Source organism: Nocardia sp. CA-120079, assembly GCF_050955745.1.
In the GTDB taxonomy this organism is placed as follows: domain Bacteria; phylum Actinomycetota; class Actinomycetes; order Mycobacteriales; family Mycobacteriaceae; genus Nocardia.
Genome location: NZ_CP192088.1, coordinates 5944686 through 5964018 on the forward strand (window position 1 = coordinate 5944686; position 19333 = coordinate 5964018).

General features: G+C 65.4%; 24 protein-coding genes. 12 read left to right on the forward strand and 12 right to left on the reverse strand.

From position 1 onward, the window contains the following. Positions 1-4 precede the first annotated feature (4 nt). On the forward strand, positions 5-601 hold the full coding sequence (locus tag ACQPYR_RS27500; protein ID WP_433621837.1) for a TetR/AcrR family transcriptional regulator: 597 nt from the start codon (positions 5-7) through the stop codon (positions 599-601). 33 nt (positions 602-634) lie between these two features. Further along, positions 635-1054 (forward strand): hypothetical protein, encoded by a 420-nt coding sequence (locus tag ACQPYR_RS27505; protein ID WP_433621838.1) that lies wholly within the window; start codon positions 635-637, stop codon positions 1052-1054. A gap of 174 nt (positions 1055-1228) precedes the next feature. Here ACQPYR_RS27505 and ACQPYR_RS27510 read toward each other — a convergent pair whose 3' ends face one another. The 4 genes from ACQPYR_RS27510 to ACQPYR_RS27525 all read right to left on the reverse strand — a co-directional run bounded on the left by ACQPYR_RS27510 (position 1229) and on the right by ACQPYR_RS27525 (position 4821). Then, the gene (locus ACQPYR_RS27510) at positions 1229-2434 is read right to left on the reverse strand and encodes a glycoside hydrolase family 76 protein (protein ID WP_433621839.1); all 1206 of its coding nucleotides are present in this window, start codon (positions 2432-2434) and stop codon (positions 1229-1231) included. Positions 2435-2596: 162 nt separating this feature from the next. Next, a complete protein-coding gene (locus tag ACQPYR_RS27515; RefSeq protein WP_433621840.1) occupies positions 2597-3337 on the reverse strand; it encodes a MerR family transcriptional regulator in 741 nt (246 codons plus the stop codon). A gap of 37 nt (positions 3338-3374) precedes the next feature. Then, on the reverse strand, positions 3375-4277 hold the full coding sequence (locus ACQPYR_RS27520; RefSeq protein WP_433621841.1) for an alpha/beta fold hydrolase: 903 nt from the start codon (positions 4275-4277) through the stop codon (positions 3375-3377). Positions 4278-4347: 70 nt separating this feature from the next. Next, the gene (locus ACQPYR_RS27525; protein WP_433635257.1) at positions 4348-4821 is read right to left on the reverse strand and encodes a GtrA family protein; all 474 of its coding nucleotides are present in this window, start codon (positions 4819-4821) and stop codon (positions 4348-4350) included. A gap of 416 nt (positions 4822-5237) precedes the next feature. On the opposite strand from ACQPYR_RS27525, the gene ACQPYR_RS27530 reads away from it, so the two are divergent. Beyond that, positions 5238-5954: an MBL fold metallo-hydrolase gene (locus ACQPYR_RS27530; RefSeq protein WP_433621842.1), complete on the forward strand. Its 717-nt coding sequence runs from the start codon at positions 5238-5240 to the stop codon at positions 5952-5954. A gap of 108 nt (positions 5955-6062) precedes the next feature. Here the strand turns inward: ACQPYR_RS27530 and ACQPYR_RS27535 are convergent, their stop codons facing one another. After that, positions 6063-6821: a response regulator transcription factor gene (locus tag ACQPYR_RS27535; protein ID WP_433621843.1), complete on the reverse strand. Its 759-nt coding sequence runs from the start codon at positions 6819-6821 to the stop codon at positions 6063-6065. 213 nt (positions 6822-7034) lie between these two features. Between ACQPYR_RS27535 and ACQPYR_RS27540 the strand changes: the two genes are divergently transcribed. Together ACQPYR_RS27540 and ACQPYR_RS27545 are read left to right on the forward strand one after the other, a co-directional pair. Further along, complete coding sequence (locus ACQPYR_RS27540) at positions 7035-7601, forward strand: hypothetical protein (RefSeq protein WP_433621844.1); 567 nt, start codon at positions 7035-7037, stop codon at positions 7599-7601. Between the two features lie 56 nt (positions 7602-7657). Then, complete coding sequence (locus tag ACQPYR_RS27545) at positions 7658-8176, forward strand: hypothetical protein (protein ID WP_433621845.1); 519 nt, start codon at positions 7658-7660, stop codon at positions 8174-8176. Here ACQPYR_RS27545 and ACQPYR_RS27550 read toward each other — a convergent pair. Further along, positions 8156-8680: a DinB family protein gene (locus ACQPYR_RS27550; protein ID WP_433621846.1), complete on the reverse strand. Its 525-nt coding sequence runs from the start codon at positions 8678-8680 to the stop codon at positions 8156-8158. The genes ACQPYR_RS27545 and ACQPYR_RS27550 overlap by 21 nt on opposite strands. A 55-nt stretch (positions 8681-8735) precedes the next feature. Beyond that, entirely contained in the window at positions 8736-9305 is a 570-nt protein-coding gene (locus ACQPYR_RS27555; protein ID WP_433621847.1) for a TetR/AcrR family transcriptional regulator, read from the reverse strand. Between the two features lie 85 nt (positions 9306-9390). On the opposite strand from ACQPYR_RS27555, the gene ACQPYR_RS27560 reads away from it, so the two are divergent. Further along, positions 9391-9921 (forward strand): anthrone oxygenase family protein, encoded by a 531-nt coding sequence (locus ACQPYR_RS27560; RefSeq protein ID WP_433621848.1) that lies wholly within the window; start codon positions 9391-9393, stop codon positions 9919-9921. Between the two features lie 64 nt (positions 9922-9985). Here ACQPYR_RS27560 and helR read toward each other — a convergent pair whose 3' ends face one another. Together helR and ACQPYR_RS27570 are read right to left on the reverse strand one after the other, a co-directional pair. Next, positions 9986-12196, reverse strand: coding sequence for an RNA polymerase recycling motor ATPase HelR (gene helR / locus ACQPYR_RS27565; RefSeq protein WP_433621849.1), 2211 nt, complete (start codon positions 12194-12196; stop codon positions 9986-9988). 369 nt (positions 12197-12565) lie between these two features. Beyond that, a complete protein-coding gene (locus tag ACQPYR_RS27570) occupies positions 12566-13132 on the reverse strand; it encodes a hypothetical protein (RefSeq protein ID WP_433621850.1) in 567 nt (188 codons plus the stop codon). A gap of 121 nt (positions 13133-13253) precedes the next feature. Between ACQPYR_RS27570 and ACQPYR_RS27575 the strand changes: the two genes are divergently transcribed. From ACQPYR_RS27575 to ACQPYR_RS27600, 6 genes are all read left to right on the forward strand, one after another. Continuing rightward, complete coding sequence (locus tag ACQPYR_RS27575) at positions 13254-13727, forward strand: nuclear transport factor 2 family protein (RefSeq protein WP_433621851.1); 474 nt, start codon at positions 13254-13256, stop codon at positions 13725-13727. Positions 13728-13870: 143 nt separating this feature from the next. Then, positions 13871-14275: a peptidase inhibitor family I36 protein gene (locus ACQPYR_RS27580; RefSeq protein ID WP_433621852.1), complete on the forward strand. Its 405-nt coding sequence runs from the start codon at positions 13871-13873 to the stop codon at positions 14273-14275. A gap of 238 nt (positions 14276-14513) precedes the next feature. Beyond that, complete coding sequence (locus ACQPYR_RS27585; protein WP_433621853.1) at positions 14514-14738, forward strand: hypothetical protein; 225 nt, start codon at positions 14514-14516, stop codon at positions 14736-14738. Between the two features lie 83 nt (positions 14739-14821). Beyond that, positions 14822-15415 carry a YdcF family protein gene (locus ACQPYR_RS27590; protein WP_433621854.1) on the forward strand — a complete coding sequence of 198 codons (594 nt, stop codon included), beginning with the start codon at positions 14822-14824 and terminating at the stop codon, positions 15413-15415. A 112-nt stretch (positions 15416-15527) separates the two neighbouring features. Further along, the gene (locus tag ACQPYR_RS27595; protein ID WP_433621855.1) at positions 15528-16196 is read left to right on the forward strand and encodes a hypothetical protein; all 669 of its coding nucleotides are present in this window, start codon (positions 15528-15530) and stop codon (positions 16194-16196) included. Between the two features lie 116 nt (positions 16197-16312). Further along, positions 16313-16774 (forward strand): hypothetical protein, encoded by a 462-nt coding sequence (locus tag ACQPYR_RS27600; protein ID WP_433621856.1) that lies wholly within the window; start codon positions 16313-16315, stop codon positions 16772-16774. Between the two features lie 2 nt (positions 16775-16776). On the opposite strand, the gene ACQPYR_RS27605 is transcribed toward ACQPYR_RS27600, so the two are convergent. The 3 genes from ACQPYR_RS27605 to ACQPYR_RS27615 are packed head-to-tail and all read right to left on the reverse strand — an operon-like array spanning position 16777 to position 19287. Next, entirely contained in the window at positions 16777-17748 is a 972-nt protein-coding gene (locus ACQPYR_RS27605; RefSeq protein WP_433621857.1) for an alpha/beta hydrolase, read from the reverse strand. A 59-nt stretch (positions 17749-17807) separates the two neighbouring features. Further along, positions 17808-18392 carry an iron chaperone gene (locus tag ACQPYR_RS27610; protein WP_433621858.1) on the reverse strand — a complete coding sequence of 195 codons (585 nt, stop codon included), beginning with the start codon at positions 18390-18392 and terminating at the stop codon, positions 17808-17810. Then, positions 18367-19287 (reverse strand): LysR family transcriptional regulator, encoded by a 921-nt coding sequence (locus ACQPYR_RS27615; protein WP_433621859.1) that lies wholly within the window; start codon positions 19285-19287, stop codon positions 18367-18369. Before ACQPYR_RS27615 ends, ACQPYR_RS27610 begins: the two co-directional genes overlap by 26 nt. Positions 19288-19333: the final 46 nt, after the last annotated feature.

Genomic DNA, 19333 nt, shown 5'->3' on the forward strand with positions numbered 1-19333 from the left:
CAGCGTGGTGAGATTCGTACACGACACCGCGGCGATCCTCGACGCCGCTGCGCGGCTGCTGGCTACGCAGGGTCCGGCCGGCGTCACGATGTCCGGGGTGATCCGGGAATCCGGTGCACCGAGCGGATCGGTCTACCATCGCTTCGCCGATCGGCCCTCATTGCTCGCCGCCCTATGGAACAGGGCCATCGGGCACCTGCACCGCGACGCCTACGTCCTGTTCGACGAGGACGATCCGATCGAGGCCGCCGCCGCGATCACAGGCCACATCGTGCAGTGGTGCCGGAGCAGCCCGCTCGACGCCCAGGTCCTGCTCGCAGGTGTCCACCACTTCGCTCCCCAGAGCTGGCCCGCCACCGCGCGTGCGGAGCGCGCCGCCGAAACAGCCCGGTGGGATGCCGCCATCCGCGGACTCGTCCACTCGATACGCGCCGAAACCGGGTTGTCCACGGCGACAATCGTTCTCACCATCGTCGACCTGCCCTACGCCGCGGTGCGGCGATATCTCACAGCCGACCGGCCGATCCCCACAGAACTCGACGTCCAGGTACCCACCATGGTGCGCACGCTGCTGAACGGCATGCCTGCCGCAGAAGACTAGAGCCGACGTCTGATGCTCGGTTAAGCTGGACCAGTGAATGCCCTGCGGCGCTTGCTGTTCGGGTCGGGGCGGTTACCAGAGGACCTGCGTGCGTCGCTGGACGGCTCCGACGGCATCGTGTTCTTCGAGGAGGGCCTGAGCGGTTCGGTCATCCGACGCAGTTTCCGGCCATCCGGTCGTCTCGTGGAATGGGAGCGCCGGGAGGTCTCGGGCGCGATCGTGGTCACTGTCGGCGGACGGGTGCTGGTGTGGGCGGGCCGGTTCAAGCACATCGATGTGCCGATGACGCATCCGCTATGGGCGGCAATCGAATTCGGACTCGATCGACCCGATCGAGTCTGCTTCGCCTACCACCCGGCGACGACCGATCCCCGGCAGCCGGAACGGGTCGAAGTGAGACTGAGAACATCGCAGGCGAAGCAACTCGCTCAGCTGATGACACGACCGACATGAAGCCACCGGTCTGTCGGGCGAGTCCAAGATCCGGCTGCACCCACGCCACGGATACCGCGATGCGGCTGCCGACCCGACGGATAAGGACGAACGGCGCAGACGGAGCCGATCCCCGGTGGCGTGACATCACGCTATCGGGGTGAGTTCTACAGTCGGCGCAGGGTTGCCGTGGGCTCAGCGGCCCGCTGTGGTGAGCTGGTAATCCGCTTCGAGCAGCATCCACCCGCTCAGCTGTACCGAGAGATCGCGGCTCAGGTTCGCCGACGAAGCGGCGGACGAGTGGGTGAGCGGGGGAAGGGTTCCCGGAGGCTCCGGCACCGCGACCGCGCGAGTCCAGTCCGGACCGAACAGGGGTAGCCCGTCCACCTCGGCGCGATTTTCCCAGGCCGCCCGCGCGGAAGCGTGCACGATATTCGCGGCGGCGGTGTCGTCCAAGGCCAGTGCGGCTTCGGCGAGATACCTGGCGAGGATACCCATGAACAGCCCCGAGTCGTTCCCGGAGGCCGCGGCGATCACCCCTGCGTCCGTGAGGCGGTCCTCGGTTACGGCGACGATCGCCGCCACGCGGCTGCGATGGCTCGATTCGCCTGTGCGCACTGCCAACTCGGTTTCCAGCCCGATGGTCACGCCCTGACTGTAGGTGTGAACAGTCCGGTCCACGCGTCCGCCGGGCTCATGGACGCCGTCGAGGATCAGGCCGCTGTCGGTATCGCGCAATCGGGTGAACAGGAAATCGGCAAGTTGCCGGGCGCGGGATAATTCGCCCAAACGTGCCATGGCGATACCGGTCGGACCGATCGCCGGGGTGTTGTAGAAATCGTCACCGGACCGCCAGGGCACCGCACCGACGGCCGGGTTCCAGCCTTCGATCAAGGCGGCCCGCAAGTCCCCGATGGCGTTGCCGAACCGGATACCGAGCAGCCGGTCGGCGCGTTCGAGCGCCAGCACCAGCCACGACATATCGTCGTAGTACCGGTTGGTCCAGCCGGTGAGATTGCGGGTCAGAATTCCTCGTGCGAGGGCGACGACCCGGTCGATTCGTTCGGGAGTGCGGGCGCGGTACGCGGCGTCCACCGCACAGTCGAGAAGGTGGGCTTGCCACCAGTAACACCATCGCACGAACGACTGATCCAGCAAGGACGCCGGCCAGACGAGCGCGCCCAACCGCATTCCCGACTGCCCCCAGAGCGCGCGCACGTGCCGCTGCACGATCGCCTGTTCCGCCAGGTCAGCCCGCTTCCCGGGCTCCTCGGGACCGGCTGACACCTTCCGCGTGATCGTGCCCGCCCGCGTCGGCTGCGCCATTGCGGTGAGCGCGATCGAGGCTCCGCCCGCCAACAACACACCGCGCCGGCTGATCACCTTGTTCCGGCGATCCATCCGCTCGGACTCCCTTTACTGAACAACGTTCCCCGCAGCCGGAAACCGCGCAGCTACACCCTATCTCGCAACGACCACCACCGCGCGGCGCCGATCGGAACCGATTCCGCAAGGGCAGGACTCGACCGTGAAATCGGCAGTGGGTGCGGCCATCCGCTCGCGTCACGGGCGAGGGTGCCCGGCGGTTCGGCGCCGCTCGGCGCGGTGAGCGAGCGCATCGATGATGCGTTGCCATGCCGGTGACGCCTCGGAGATCCGGGCAGAGATCAGCTGCAGGCTCTCTGGTCGGCTGCTGTCTCGTTCGTGTTCGATCTCCCATGCGTCCAGGTCGTCGATGAGCCGATCCAGGCGTGGATCGTGCGGATCCCAGTCGACTGCTCGATCGCAGGCGAGATACAGGCGCGTGGTCTCGGGGTCGTCGAGGCCCGCGGTCTTGTCCCGTATCCGCTGCGGCATGGCCTGCGGGTCCAGCGCCTGCAGCAGGATCCACGAGTCGCGCTCGAGTCGAACCCGCTGTTCGCTGACGCCGAGACTACGCATCCGATTCAGGATGGCGACCACTTCGGGAGGCAGAACAAGGCGTTCACCGCTTGCCAAATCGGCGATGCGGCTGCGGTATTCGGTGAGCTGGTCGATCTTGCACTGCAATTCGACGTCGATGTCGATGATGGCCGCGGCGAATTCGGCCGGCTGTGCATGGAGCAGCGCATCGATACGGGCCAGCGGAACACCGGCGTCGGCGAGGGTCCTGATCCGGATGAGGTCCACCGCGGCTTGCGCGCTGTAGCGGCGGTAGCCGGAGGCATCGCGCTCGGGCTCGGGCAACAGGCCGACGTGGTGGTAGTGGCGAACGGCGCGCACGGTCACGCCTGCCGTCGCCGCTAGCCGGCCGATGGTCAGCACCGTTCCCCTGTCGTCGTCGGGCCTGGTTGTGCCGAGTCTAGAGGGGCGCCAACCGGTCTACGACGTCGCGGATCGCCTGGACCACGGCATCGGGGCGGTCGAAGCAGAGCCGGTGGTGGAGGGTGTCGGAGAGGATGCGTTGTTCCCCGTGCGAAACCCCGCTCACCAGGGACGCGTCCATTCTCGTCTTGGCGTCGTTCATCTCCGGCGAGGTCAGCGCCTGCTGGTTAGGGTCGCGGCCCACCACGGTGAGTGCGACCACCGGGACATCAGGGATGCTCGGCCCCGCTCGCAGTTCGGCGGCGAGGTCGGTCACGGTGCCGCGCTCGGCGATGCCGACCCGCATCCATTCATCGCTCACCTTGGCATCGATCAGTGGTCGCCGTATGTGCTCGGGGTAGTCCGCGAGCAACTCGGCGTGTATCTCGCGCAGGGCCGGACGCATCTTTCGCAACTGCTCCAGATCGGATCCCATCTGCTCGACGGCGGCCAGACTCGCTGCGGGAGGCATGAATTCGTCCCAGTCGCGGTGCAGGACGTCCAAGCAGACCAGCCCCGCCACCTCCTGCGGGTACAACTGCGCGAACCGGTGCGCATAGAAGCCGCCGAGGGAGTGCGCCGCGAGCACGTAGGGAGCTGTGACGTTCTGGGCGCGCAGCAGCTCGCGCAGTTCCGTGGCGACCGCGGCGGCAGTGCGCGGTAGGGCCGGCGAATCGCTGTAACCCGTGCCGCCCCGGTCGTAGACCACAGCGGTGGTGAATTGCGAAACCTGTTGCTGGACACCGAAGTAGTCCAGGCCGACCGCGCTCGCGCCGGGCAGGAACACGACGGCCGGTCCGCCACTACCCGACCGATGCACGAAAAGACGGCGGCCGTCGATTTCCTGGAACCCGCCGATCGGCGGTGCGAGCCGAGTCGAGGAAGTGATGTCATTCGTCATGCGATAACACTCCAACCCTGACGCAGGGTCAGGGTCAATCCCTTCCGCCGCAATACCCGAAACGTACTGATCAATGCGCTGCCTGCGACAGGTCGGATGGCCTGTGCTCGAAGACGAAGCCGCGCAGCGCCAGAAAGCGCATGCCGCCGACCGCCGCGAGGATGGCGATCACCGCGCAGATCTGTGCGATCTCATCGAGGCCGGGTGCCCAGAACTCGAGACCGGCCAGCGCTGCGGTGCTGATCAACAGGCCGATCAGCGCCAGACCGCCGCCTTCCCACTGTGCGGTGAACCAGCCGACCCGTCCGGCCGCGTGGAAGGTGAGCTGGCGGTGCATTTCGTTCGCGATCACCGTGCTGACAATCGAGCCGGCGATATTGGCGACCAGCGGGCCGATCCCGTTCATGGCAATGAACAGCAGGATGTAGACAACATTGCTGGACCCGCCGACCAGGGCGAAGCGAATCAGCTGGGCGAACGCGCGATCACCACCCAGATACCGCATCACCCGGGCGAATCGGTCGGGCCATTCCGTGCGCAGCATCGGGTAGTGGCCGGCACCGATAGTCAGATCGATGCCATCGAGGATCGCCATGTCCCCGTATGCCTTCCACAACCCGGAAGCTGCAATTGCTGTGCTGTTCACGTGAACACTGTCGCCAGCCCGGCTGATGCCGACCTGACGCCGACCTGACACGCCCACTGATGCCGCACCCGCGCCGCCCGCTTCCGGCACGGGATCTCGAACGCGCTTCAAGCGTGAGCGATGAGTTCGGGTGGCGAATCACATCTGAACTGTGCACACCTGGGCGCCGGGACACCGCCGTTCACCGGTGGCGCGCCGCGCACGCAATAAGCCACCTCATGCGAACCGACAAGATCGGTAGCAGCCTGCGAATTCAGTGTGCGCGAGCGCGTTGGCGAGCAAAATGGCAGGTACGGCACAAGTAGGGAGGTTTCATGGAGACCCATACCGACGAAATCGCCGAAGATATCTACCGCATCTCGACCTTCATTCCCGAGGTCGGGCCGACGGGTTTCACCTTCAACCAGTTCCTCGTCGATGCCGAGGAACCGTTGTTGTTCCACGCCGGCATGCGTGCGTTGTTTCCGCTGGTGTCCGCGGAAATCGCGCGGATCATGCCGGTCGAACGGTTGCGCTGGATCACCTTCGGTCATGTGGAAGCCGACGAATGCGGAGCGATGAACCTCTTCCTCGCTGCCGCACCGCATGCGCAGGTGGCGCACGGTGAGCTCGGCTGCCTGGTCTCGATCGACGATATGGCGGATCGGCCGCCGCGCCGGTTGGCCGACGATGAAGTCATCGATCTCGGCGGCCGTCGAGTACGGCATCTGGATACTCCGCACGCACCGCACAACTGGGAGGCGCGCGTGCTGTACGAGGAGACCACCGGCGTGCTGTTCTGCGGTGACCTGATGACCCAGCTGGGAAATGGCCCGGCACTGACCGATTCCGACCTGGTCGAGCAGGCGGCCGTCGCGGAGGATGTGTTCCACGCCACCTCGTTGGGCCCCGCCGTGCCCGCCACTCTGAATCGGCTTGCGGAGTTGGAACCCACAACGCTGGCGATCATGCACGGTTCCAGCTTCATCGGAGACGGGGCCACTGCGCTACGCGATCTCGCCACGGTCTACCAGGACCGCTTGGACTCCTGATCGCCCGAAAGCTCACGGCCGCAGATGTTTCCGTGCCGCTCGGGGCAGCTGAGAATGCCGATGGCGACGCCTGCGCCAACCTCGACCCGCCACGGTGCGGGCCGCGAGCTAACCGGGGCGAACGAGGCCGAGACTGTGCGCTTTGCGCAATGCCGAGACACGGTCGCGCACACCGAGCTTGCGGTAGATGTTCTCGGTGTGCTTGGACACGGTCGCTTGGCTGATCGCGAGTCTGGTGCCGATAGCGCGAGCGGTCAGCCCATCGCATAGCAGACTCAGGACCGCGAACTCACGTGGCGTGATCTTGTGTTCGGCGGCGTCCCCCGGTCCCGTACCGGCGATGACCACTGCCTCGTGGGCTTCGACGGTGTCGAGCAATGATCTGGCGAGCACAGCGTATTCGAGGTCACGATCGCTGAACCCGAGGCCGCTGCGGCTCATGATGACACTGCGGATTTTGCCCGGCCCAGCGGCCAGCGGCAAAGCGAGCTGGCGGTCGATGCCGATCGCGTCCTTACCCGCTCGATACCCCTCCCCTTTCCACCAGCGGTGGTCGGCGACCTCGTCCATGCTCAGCGGTGTCATGTCCCGAGTGTGTGCGTAGTGCCGCAGCAAGGGATGAGATCGCATGTGCGCGTGGATGAGTGCGTCCAGCGGGGCCTCGTACAACCAGTCCGGGGAACCGGTGAGCGCGTGACCGGTGCCGGCCTCCCAGTTCAGGTCGACCAGGACGGCCAGGTCGCACGGTAGGTCAGCGGTCAACCGCTGCATCAATAGCGGCCAGACCCGCGCCGGCTGCTTCTCGGTGATGATCTCCAGCGCAAGATCGTGAATCTTCTTGGCGTCCCCACCCGGCCGATCGGTCACTCTCGCATTGTGCACCAACAGATCTCGCATATCAGCCGAAAGGCCGGACTGCTATACGCAAGTCTGCGTATAGCAGCGGGCGCAGCACCGAAACTACCGTTGTACTGCACGTAATCAGTTGGCCGACAGACGCTTTCGAGCCAATCGGCTCGATGGCAGGGTGTCGGAAGACACGAACAGGGGACAATCATGATGCGACGGACCATGGTATCGATGGGGTCGGTGTCGGCGGCGCACGGAAATGCACGTTTCCGTCGTCAGCGCCTCATGATCTCGGCGGCTGCGCTATTGGCCGCTGCGGGAATCGCCGGGACTACTCTCACTACCGCACCCACCGCACACGCGGACGTACCGTCGCTGTACCCGCTCTACACATGGTGGAATCCGGAACGCGGCGACAACTTCACCACCGGCAACCGCAACGACGAAAACAGCGCCACCGCCGCCGCCTACCTGCCCATCCGCAAGGAAGCATTCGTATACGAGACCCAGCAGCCGGGAACCGTACCGCTGCACCTGTTCTGGAGCAACAGCCGCCAGGACAACTTCAGCACAGCGACACAGGTGGGCATCGATTCCGCCTACAGTGCCGGATACACCTATATCGGCATTCAGGGATATATCAATACCAGTCAGGAGCCCGGCACAAGCCCGCTGTACCAGTTCTGGAGCGAAGCGCGCCAGGACAACGTCGTCGCAGTCGATCAGACCACCATCGACTCCGCGTACAGCGCAGGCTATGTGCTCATCCGCGTCGAAGGCTACGCGCCGCACTACTGACCTGAGAAGACCGACCGCGCCCGGCTGCGATCTCTGTGGCGGTATAGAAAGTTCCCATGGCTCGCATCGGCGTCACCGGACATATGAACATCACGGCCGACACAGTCCCGTCCGTGTACGACGGGATCAGGAAAGTCCTTGCCAGACAGGGAGACCCCGACGATCTGGTGGGTGGCAGCTGCATTGCTCGCGGTGCCGACTCGGTATTCGCCCGGGCGGTGCTCGATGCCGGTGGGCGGCTGGAAGTAGTACTGCCGTCGACGAATTACCGGCAGCGGAAGGTGAAACCCGATCACGCGGAGCTGTTCGACGAGCTGATCGCACACGCCGATACGGTGCGCGTCATGGACTTCGACGACGCCGGGCCGGAAGCCTACGAAGCCGCCAACAAAGCCGTGCTGTCATCCTGCGATCGGCTCGTCGCGGTATGGGATGGCGAGGCCGGTAGCGCTGGCGGGACCGGCACGTGGTCGAGCTGGCGCGCGCCCGTGACGTGCCGGTGGAGATCGTTTGGCCGGATGGAGCCGAGCGCGAGTGAGGTGAATCCGACTGCCTCAATCAGTGTTTCGAGCTGACCGCAGCAACCGCAACTGGCCGATCTCGGTGGCATTCTTCATCAGCTCGGCATTCACCCATGCGATGGTGTGGGCTACCCGTTTTTCGGGGTCGTTCTGCCATGGAAAGGCGGTTGGCGCATCCAGATCGGAGGTCAGCTCCAGGACCTGCAGCCAGTCCAGGTGCAGGCTGCGCAGCCAGTCAATGGTCGGCGGCCCCGGTCCAGGCCACGTGATCTCGGTACGGTCCGGTGGAGTGCGTCCGCGCACGTGGTCGATGGTGACGCTCCACCACCATCCGATATGCCAGCTGATCCAACCGATGGTGGGTGCGGGGATCGGATCAGGCTCGGCGTCCGCCCAGTCCGGCACCCAGACGCCGGTCTCGTCCTGACGCACTGTCCAAATCAAACCTGCCGGCTCCCAGAGGAAGTCGTCTGTCTCCAGTCGCTCGAGATGAAATTCGAACAACGCCCAGACCAGCTCGAACTGCCAGCGCAGCACAGTGGAACGCGATGCAACCATGCGCGGCATCCTGCTCGGCCGCCGCGGATCCGACAACCGATTTGTCGCACCGGGCTCAGCCGAACAGACCGGCGCGCGCCGCGGTCAAAGCCACTGCCGCGGCCGCGTCTGCGGTGCTGTCGTCCACCGGCTCACGGGTGATCAGCACGCGGAAATAGATCGGCGCCACAAGAGTTTTGATCAGCTCGACGGGGTTTGTGCCAGCGGGGAGTTCACCGCGTTCGACCGCGCGCGTCACGACCGGCAGCGCCTTGCGGATGCGGTCACGGAAGGCATGGCGGGTCGGATCGGGCGGCGCGGCGTTGGACAGCATGACAGCGAGGACCGCCCGGCCGGACGGGCTGCTGATCCACGCGACCAGACTGCGCGCCAGCGCGCGCAAGTCGTCCTCGACCGAACCCGTATCGGGGATGGGGATTTCCGCTTCGACGCTGTCGGCCAGTGCATCGGCGATCAGTTCGTCCCGGTCGGCCCAGCGCCGGTAGACGGTGGTCTTGTGCACACCGACGCGCTGGGCGACGTTCTCGACGGTGAACGCGGCGTACCCGTGCTCGCTCAACTCGTCGACGGTCGCGGCGAGCACGGCGGCGCGAACCTTCGGTCCGCGTCCGAGGGGTGCGGTCATTGCAACTCCTTGTTGCGATATCGGCGTAAGGCAGGCATGCTGACGATATCGCAACTCGATGTTGCGATACGAGATGGGAGTTCCGATGTTGTCGAAATCCGTCCGGACCGCGGCACTGCTGTTCCCCGGTCTGCTCGCCGGTGCGTTCGGCTACGGCGCGGTGAACGTGCTGTACGCGTTTCGCGAAGTGCCCCTTGATGTTCGGTTCACTTTTCATACCGCGCTGATGCGCGTCAACGGCCCGGTGATGCAGTCACTGATGGGGCTCGCCGTCCTGAGCACACTGATCCTGGCGGTGCGGTCGAAGTCATCGTCACGGTGGATCGCGACGGGCGCCTCAGCGCTGACGTTCATCTCATTCCTGGTGACCCGCTTCGGAAACGTGCCGATCAACCAGCAGATCAAACGCTGGGCCGTAGGGACGCCACCCAGCGACTACGCCGACATCCTGCGGCGTTGGGAACTGTTCCATTTCACCCGAACCGGCTGCGCACTGATCGCATTCATTCTCGTGATCACCGTCGTCGTCGGATCCATCCCGACCAACGACGAAGCCACGCGCCTCCGCCCCGCCGCCGACGAACCCCCGGCCGAGGTCGCCGCAGCGACCCCGTGACGACACAGACCGAACCGCCGTCGACGGCGGCCCCGGTATCGCGTCCGGGGCCGCACACGAATGGCTAAGCCGACCCTCGATTACCGGCCTCGGCGAGACCGCCGATTTCGGCGAGTCCGGTCAGGGCCCGCGGAAGAGGGCCCTGGTGCAGGACGCCGAGGCGCTGGGTGGCACGGGTCAGGGCGACGTAGAGTTCGGCTGCGCCACGTGGCCCCTCGGCGAGGATTCGTTCCGGCGCTACGACCAGGACGGCGTCGAATTCCAGGCCCTTCGTCTCCGAGGCAGCCACGGTGCCCGGCACACCCGGTGGCCCGATCACGATGCTGGTGCCTTCGCGACCGGCTTCATCGCGGACGAATTCCGCTATGGCATTGGGCAATTCGTCCTCGGCCACCTGCTTGGACCAGGGCTGCACGCCGCACGCGCGGACCGACTCGGGTGGCTGGACTCCCGGTGCGAACTCGGCGAGCACCGCGGCGGCGACGCTCATGATCTCCGCCGGAGTGCGGTAATTCACCGACAGCGACCGATAGACCCAGCGGCCGGGCACGTACGGTTCGAACATCGTGTCCCACGATGTCGCTCCGGCCACCGACCTGCGTTGCGCGAGATCGCCTACCACCGTGAACGATCGACCCGGACAGCGCCGCATCAGGACCCGCCAGTCCATTTCGGACAGTTCCTGGGCTTCGTCGACCACGACATGTCGATAAGTCCAATCCCGGTCCGCGGCAGCGCGTTCGACGAGTTCACGGGTGTCGCGTTCGAGAAAGCGCTCGGCGAGGTCCTCGGCGTAGAGCATGTCCTTGGCGAGCAGGCCGATGTCGTCGTTCAGGTCCTCGCGTTCGATGAGCGTGTCGAACACGCCCGCGGCGTACTCGGCCTCGGCCTTGCGTTCCCGCTCGACGGCACGCGCGGCGGCCTCGTCGGCCGCCTTGTCGCGGCCGAGCAGATCGACCAGTTCGTCGAGCAGCGGCACGTCCGACACCGTCCAGGCCTCGCCGTCGGCACGCCACAGGGACTCGTCGGCACCAGCCGCACGCAGGCGGTCAGAAGACGAATACAGCTGTGCCAGAAATGTTTCCGGCATCATTATCGGCCAGAGTTCGTCGAGCGCGGCGGTGAACTGGTCGTTGTCGGCGAGTTCGGCGAGCAGGTCGGCCCGCAGGTTCTCCCATGCTTCGCGGTCCTTCCTGGTCAGCCAGCCACTGCCGATCCGGCCGATCGCCCGTTCGGTGAGCACGTAGGTGACGATCTCGCTGAACACCGCGCGGGCCTCGTTGTGCGGCAGTCCGCTCGCGCGTGCCTCCTCCCGCGCCCACTCCGCGGTCTCGGTGTCGATCCGCACCGTGACGTCTTGCAGTTCGATCGGCACCGGATGCTCCGGCACCCGCTGACGATCGGCGATGGCCGCCGCGAGCACGTCCAGGATCTTCAGCGAGCCCTTGAGTCGCGCGGCATCCGGGGTGTCCTCGGCGGTGACGCGCAACCCGGGCAGCAGATCACCAGTGGTCATGAACACGACATTCGTCTCGCCCAGCGACGGAAGCACGCGGCCGATGTGGTCGAGGAACGCCGGATTCGGCCCGACCACGAGCACACCGTGGCGCTCCATCCGCTCCCGCTGGGTATAAAGCAGATAAGCGACGCGGTGCAGCGCCACCACGGTCTTCCCGGTGCCCGGGCCACCCTCGATCACCAGCACACCCGGGTGATCGAGCCGGATGATCCGGTCCTGTTCGGCCTGGATCGTCGCCACGATGTCGCGCATCCCCGCACCGCGCGGCGCATTGACCGCCGCGAGCAAGGCCGCGTCGCCGCGCTCGCCATCGCTCGGACGGCCGAGCACCTCGTCGGTGAAATCGACAACTCGACGCCCGTGCGTGTGGAACTGGCGCCGGCGTCGCATGTTTTCGGGGGTGGCGGCAGTGGCGACATAGAACGCCCGCGACGCCGGTGCCCGCCAATCGAGCAACAGCGGCTCGTACTCGTTGTCCTCGTCGAAGATGCCGATCCGGCCGATGTAGGAATGTTCACCCGAAATGGTGTCCAACCTGCCGAAACACAGCCCGCTGTCGGCCACGTCCAGCCGCTTCGCCGCCCTGGCCAGCGTGCGCACCTCGACATCGCGTTCCATGGGTGTCCCGCCGGTTCCGCGTAACGCGGCGGTGTACTTTCCCTTCACGCGCGCGCGTTCGGCGTCGAGCCGCGTGTAGAGCCCGGCCACGTAGTCTCGCTCGGACTGCAATTCGTCTTCGTACCCCTGAGTCGCCATCCGTCCCTCCCTCTCTCGGCTCGACGGGCTCGCCCCAAACGTCGACGGCAACACACGCAATTCGCGACTCCCATTTCCGCAGGTTCTGGCTTCGGCAAGTGATTCTGCGGTACGACCGGGGTCTTGCCGCAAGCCCCCGGGTGCGCTATAGATTGAATATGGAAGGGAGTTCCCTTCCATTCGCCGGTCCGCTGTGACGGACAAGATCCTCGGCAACGTACGCACGTCGGCGACGACATCACCGCGGCCGTAGTTCCAGCATCACTCCTGCCAGAGCAATATCTGACAGGATTTCGCCACTGCGTGCTCATCGCTGGCACCGGTACGCGGCACCGACATTGTCTCCGCATCGAGTGCTGCGCGGGCGTCCTAATTCATGAAATTCAGCAGGCCGAGTTGCGGTTCGAGTGCGCCGTCCTGGCCGAGTGCCAGGAAGTCTGCTTCTACGGCCGAGCGGTCGAGTTTCCCAGCGCGCACCGCGCGGTAGCGCACGAACGACCAGAGGAAGACGTCGAGGTTGTCGAAGCGGGTGCCGCCTTCGAGCACCTCCTCCTCGTGGAACCACACGGCCACTTGGCCATTGGTGAGTACGACATACAGATTGCCGCCGCCGTCCGCACCGATCGAGTAGACATCGTCGTCGGTCAGCTCGGTCGTGTAGTCCGAATCGATGATGCCGCAGTCGTTTCCGGCGAAATCGAACCCGTAGGACCAGTCGAAGATGTCCAAGAACTGCGGCAGCAGGCCTGACCGCACCCGGCGGTCGAACGCGGCCAGCGCCGCCGCATCCGTGGGAGCCAGGCGCGTGAGAAACGCTTCCACCGGTCGGGTCTGCTCGGGAAGCTGTACGGCTTCGGTAGCGGGGAACCAACGCGCCAGGTCGGTGTCGAGGTCGCGATCGGTGTAGCCGACCAGGTCGGCGGGGGTAAGGCTCACGCACGGATTGTAGAAGTACCTCCGCGCCGTCGATACACGAGAGCCGATGCGGCACAACAGGTCAACGGTATTACCTCGGAGGTAATCGACGGGCAACCTCGCTGCGGGCATGGTGGCAGGTATGAACGATCTCGGGACGATCACCACCCGCACCGTCGTGGAGGAGTTGCTGCGCCGAATCGGTGCGGGCGATCCGGACGCCACCGCCGCGCTCTACGCCCCGATCAGCGACTGGAAACTGAATTGGCCGGAGCGCGAGCACAACCGACCCGCCACCCCATGGATCCGGCACCGCGCCACACGTACCGACGCGGCTGAGCATTTTCGCGAGATCGCCCGCCACCACGTGCCCGAGCAGGTCGGCACCGTGATCGAACGCATCCTGGTCGACGGCCCGGATGCGGTGGTGCTCGGCGAAATCCGCCAGACTGCCCGGCCCACCGGACGCGCCTATCGCTCCCGGTTCGCCTTGCACCTCACCATCGAAGACGGCCTCGTCACCCGCCACCATGTCTACGAGGACAGCCTCGCCGTCGCCCAGGCATTCGACACACGGCTACTCCCGCACGATCAAAGCGGCTCGAACGCACCATAGTTCCGCACATCGCTCTGTCCGACTCGCACTCAGGGGGCTGAGCTGCCCGATTAGTCGGTCGTTGGTCGGTCGTTGGTGAGTCCGCACAGAGTTGGTGTCAAGCCGTCGGAAGGCCGACACCGATTCTCACGAAGGACATCACCATGAAAATCAACCACCGCGCCAACGCCGTTCGCCGTCTGGTCCCGATCGCCGCGGCCGTGCTGACACTCGGCACAGTCGCGGGTGGCGCGATGATCTCGGCCGCCCCGGCATCCGCGTCACCGAGCTACGACTGCCCGGGCGGATTGTTCTGCGGCTGGGACGGCGCCAATGGCACGGGCAGCATGCTCTTTCAGTACGACGCGGGCTGTTTTCTGCACGACATCGGCAACGGCGGCGTCGGCGACCGTTTGACCTCGTACTGGAACCGCACCGGCGTAACCGTGGCGGTGTACAACTGGACGGGCGAACGCTGGCAGCTGCTCGCCTCCGTCGCGGACAACGCTCGGGGCACCCTGCCATCCAGCGCGGACAACAAGGCCGACGCGGTGGAGATGTGCCGCTGAACCTCGCCTGTGTGTGAGTGCGAAGTGCCCCTGGGAACGTCGCACTCACACACCCGTTTCAGAGCTGGGATCCTCACGACTTCCCATCGGCTGCATAAAGACTCACGATCAAGGCGTACGAAGTCGTCACGGAGTGTGTTGTAGCGGGATAGCATCAGTCCGATTCCCACGCTGTCGAGGGCCGCGACTGCCGGGACGCACCTGGAAATCATGCGACGCCCACAGGACGGCCTCATAGATGCACGAAGATCCCGACCTTGCCCAAGCACAGGTCTTCTTGGAACTACTGACGAATCGGGCCGAAAGGCTCACCCGTGAACTCGGACTCGCCCATCGCCTCCACCCGGCATTCCGCGAAGAACTCGTGGTAGAACTGCGCGCCATACAGCGATTCATCGACCGGCTGCACCGCCGATTCCCGGAGACCTGTCCTGGTCGCTATGCCGGTGAATTGCGACGTTGATCGCCGGCGAACTACGTCGGGGACGCAGCAGGAGATACCGGTGAAAAACCATGTCGCGGACCGGCTTTTCGAGGAGTTTGTGCTTGGCTGAATTCGTGCGGAAACGGACGTGGCTTTCGACTACCGGTCTCGTGCTCGTGCTGCTGTGGGGCGAGTGGGAGAACTGGCGCGCTTCCCACCGGCTCGTGGGATCGGTCACGGGCGCCTCCGAGGCCATCGTGGTTCTCGGCTATCGCAATGCGGGCACGCGCGCGAACATGATGAACCGGTGGCGCGTGCGAGCCGGTCTGCGGTCCATCGACCCGACCGTGGCCAGCAGTCGTCTGGTGCTCTGTGGCGGGGCATGCGCGGGTCCGCAATCCGAGGCAGCCCTGATGGCCCGCTACGCCACGGAGACGTGCGGATACAGCGGCGAGCTCGTCCTGGAAGATCAAAGCCGGACCACGTGGGAAAACATCAGTTTCGCGATCCCATATCTGAAGGACAGCGACCGGATCAAGATCGTCTCGATTCCCCTGCACGCCGAAAAGGGCCGACAATACCTCGCCCAGCAGTGCCCGGAGCTGGCGTCGCGTCTGGTGCGGGGAGCGGATTACCGGTTCGGTGAGTGGATGGCGGCAAAGCCATTACTGGCCCTCTACGGCCTGTGGAAGCAAGCTCGCGACCGTACACGGTGACCGGCGTGCCCGCACTTACGATCACGGCCTCCTCGGTCGTATGCACCGCGACATCACCGGGCTTTTGCCATGTGCCGACATATCTGTCGGGGCACATCGTTAACCTGCGGATATGGTCAGACCTGAGTCGGCACTGCGCCGCCTGCTGCGTGAAACAGGAAAACTGTTGCAACCGTATGGGTTTGACGGCTCCGACCCCAGGTGGATACGGGTCGAGCCGGGCGGTGTCGCCTCCGTCGGGCGCACCCGAGTTTCGCGCACCTGGACCAGCGGACAGCAGGTGCTCGGATTCGGCCTGGAGCTGAGCGCCACCCCGACGGCCTGGTGGGAATTCCGCAACTGGCGCAACACGCAGCTGGGCTTACCGGCCATACCACTGGAAGAGGCCACCGGCCCCGACCTGATCAATACCCAGACCCTGCCCGACGAGCTGACGGCGTTGTGGTCCTTACGGCTCGACCCGGAACAATCCGGCCAGCACGTACTGCAAACCGACATCGATACCATCCGCACCGAACTGCCCCGGCGCGTACACACATTCGCGCGCCGCGCATTACGGTTGCTGGAACCGGACCGCTACCTCGACGAGCTACTTACCCATCCCGACCCGCACAGCGGCACCTGGGAAGCGATCGTCGTCCTGCTCGCCGATCGCGGACCGGGACCACAACTCGACGACGCATTCGACCAGCTCCGAACATGTTTCGCGGAGCGAGACGCCTCGGCCTACGCAGAAGATGTCGTCGCGTACGCACGAAATCGAGCCGCCCTGGTTCACTGAGGCCGTGCGATGTCGGCGACTGCCGACCATGGTTCGCCGGGACATTCAATCGCGGAGAGTACGCGCCGGAGACCGCTAAACTGCTGATTGCTGTCCCGTCGTAGGGAGGTGGTGCGGTGTCTATTCGTCGAAGCGTGCTGATAACGGCGGTGCTGTGCGCCCTGCCGGTGCTGGGCGCGCCGCAGGTGCAGGCCTCCCCACCGAGTGCGGGCAGCGGCGGTTGCCGCCAGGGCGGTCTGATGACCGGCCGGTTGGTGCCCGGCACCGGTAGCGCGGCGCAGAGTATCCGGCGCACTGCCACACTGCGGGATTGCGTCAGCTCGTTGCTTCCGGGTATCGGCTCCGGTCAGTTCGATGTGACCATTCCATGGAACGCACCCGGTACGCCCAGTTCGGCCCAGTTCACATGGTCGGATGGCAGCATCAGCCCGGCGACCGGATACGGCAATGGCTTGTGGTTGATCACCGACGGTCCGGCGCGTGGTCATGCGATCCAGGTGATTGTCGCCGATACGTGGAACGGCTGGTATTACAGCTTCGCCGATGTGCCCGTCACATCGGCGATCTTCCAATCCTGAGTTCAGTGCGCGCCGAGCGCGTCGAGGATCATCGGACGCGCCGACGCGAGCGCTTGCTGCCAATAGGGCCAGGTGTGTGTTCCGTTGATGATGTCGAAGCGCGCGGGGATGCCGAGTTCCGACATTCGATCACGCAGCATCTGGGCCGACGTCAACGTCATCGCTTCGAGGGCCATCGCATTCACCGTGTTGCCGAGTCCGTACGGCAGGTCGAGCGGTCCGGGCTGGCCATTGCCGGTGCAGACGTAGACCGGCAGCCCGCGCAGCAACTCCGCCTGGTTGGTGGCATCGTTGCGGCTCCAGGCGGGGTCATCGGCCGGACCCCACATATCGTCCACATTGAAGTTGCCCTCGTCCCACATGGCCGCGCGCATCGCTTCGTTCCAGAGCGGAAAAGTCGGGTGCACGAAGCCGGAAAATGATCCGGCGAACTTGAATTGGTCGCGATGGTGGCCGGCCAGCGTCAGTGCCGCATTCCCGCCCATAGAAGCACCGACGATGGCGTTGTTGGTCGGCGAAACGCCGAACCGCGCCAGGTACGCGGGCAACTCCTCGGTGAGGAAGGTTTCCCATTTGTACGTCGCCTGCTGACCATTGGTACTACTGGGTCGGTACCAGTCGGTGTAGAAGCTCGAGCGACCGCCGACCGGGAACACCAAAGTGACGTTGTCGCCCGCGAATTGGCGCAGCGCGTCGGTATCGCTGACCCACTGACTGTGATCGGCGGGCGCGCGCAGACCGTCGAGCACATAGAGGGCCGCGTTCCCGCCCCGGGCCGCCCACTGCACCTGGACCTTGATCGGCCCCATGCTCGACGGCACGAACAGGTCCTCGTAACCACCCGCGGGGGTGCGCAATCTCGGTGTGGCGGTGGCAACCGCCGCTCCGATCGACGACAGCAGAACAGCTGCGGCCAGCACAGCGCCGGCCTTGCCCAGCCAACCCCAATGATTTCCAGACCGTGCTGCACCCACCCGCACACCTCCTACCGATCGGAAAGATCATCATAGTTTGCGCGACAATCGCTCTCGCCTCAGCGGACCGCCTTCTTCACGAGCGCGCCGAGCCGTTCCTCATCGGCGGCCGTCAACTTCGTCAGCGCGAAGGCGGTCGGCCACATGGTGCCTTCATCAAGGGTCGCGATGTCGTTGAAGCCGAACGTCGCGTACCGCGACTTGAATTTCTCGGCGGTTTGGAAGAAGCAGACGACCTTGCCGCCCATGGCATACGCGGGCATACCGTACCAGAGTTTCGGCGTAAGAGCTGGTGCGTTGGCTTTGACGATCGCATGGATCCGTTCGGCCATGGTTCGATCCGGTTCCGCCATCTCTGCGATCTTGGCGACTACGTCGGCTTCCCCATCCGCCTTGGTAGCCCGCGAGCCGCGCCGCGCGGCGGTCTTCAACTCCTGGGCGTGCTCCTTCATCGCGGCCCGCTCTTCTTCGGAGAATCCGACCGAGGCCGGGCTCTTCGCGGTGGTTGCCTTGGTGGACTTCTGCGCTTGGTTCATCGTCTTTTCCTCCGTGATCGTCTCGCTGGGAACGTTTCCAATGCTATGGAGCCGACCCCACGCCGGGCTTCTTCGAAACTGATCAATCGATGCGATCCGAAGATTCACGCGGCGGACGGAGTGCGTCGCGGATGGTGTCGCGGAGCCAGCGCTGTGCCGGGTCGGCGTCGAGGCGGGCATGCCAGAACAGTCGCACTTCGACCTCCGGGAGGGGTGCGGGGACCGGAAACCAGCGAAGGCCGAGGGACTGGCCGTATTGCTCGGCAAGGCGTTGCGGGACGAGTCCGATGTACGGACTCGAGGCGACCAGGAGTGCGGCGACGGCGGAAGTAGGCACAACGGCCGCGACGTGGCGTTGCAAGCCCGCGGCGTCGAGTGCGTCGTCGAGTGGCCCGCGAGCACGACCGCGGCGAGAGGCCGAGACGTGGGGATATCGGCACAGTTGCCGCAATGTCGGGCGAGGGCCGAGTGGGCTGTCGGCCCGGACGATGCCCACTATTCGTTCGCGGTACAGCACAGCTGATCGCATATCTGGAGCGACGATGTCGCCCGCACCGATATCCAGATCGACCGAGCCGTCGCGCAGCGCCTCGATGCTCTCGCTGCCCTCCGCGACGAAGCGCAGCGTCACGCCGGGAGCGGCCGCGGCCGTGGCATCGACCGCCACCGCCGCCAGGGTCGCGGCCACACCGTCGTTGATGCGAATTGTGAAGGTGCGCTGCAATTCTGCGACCGTAACCTCGCGATCGGCGCTGATCAGTGCCGACGCTTCGTCCAGCAGGGACCGTACCCGCGGCGCGGTGCGCAGTGCGAAAGGTGTCGGAGCCATCCCACGACCGGCACGCACCAGGATCGGATCGCCCATCGCCCGCCGCAACCGGCCCAAAGCCCGGCTGGTCGCCGGGATGGACAGATGTAGGCGCTCGGACGCCACCGTGACGCTGCCGTCCTGGAGCAGGGCATCGAATACGCGTAGGAGGTTCAGATCGAGTTGCTCTGGCACAGTTGCATTGTACGCAATAATTAGTTGTGGAAGTTGCGTGGCACGG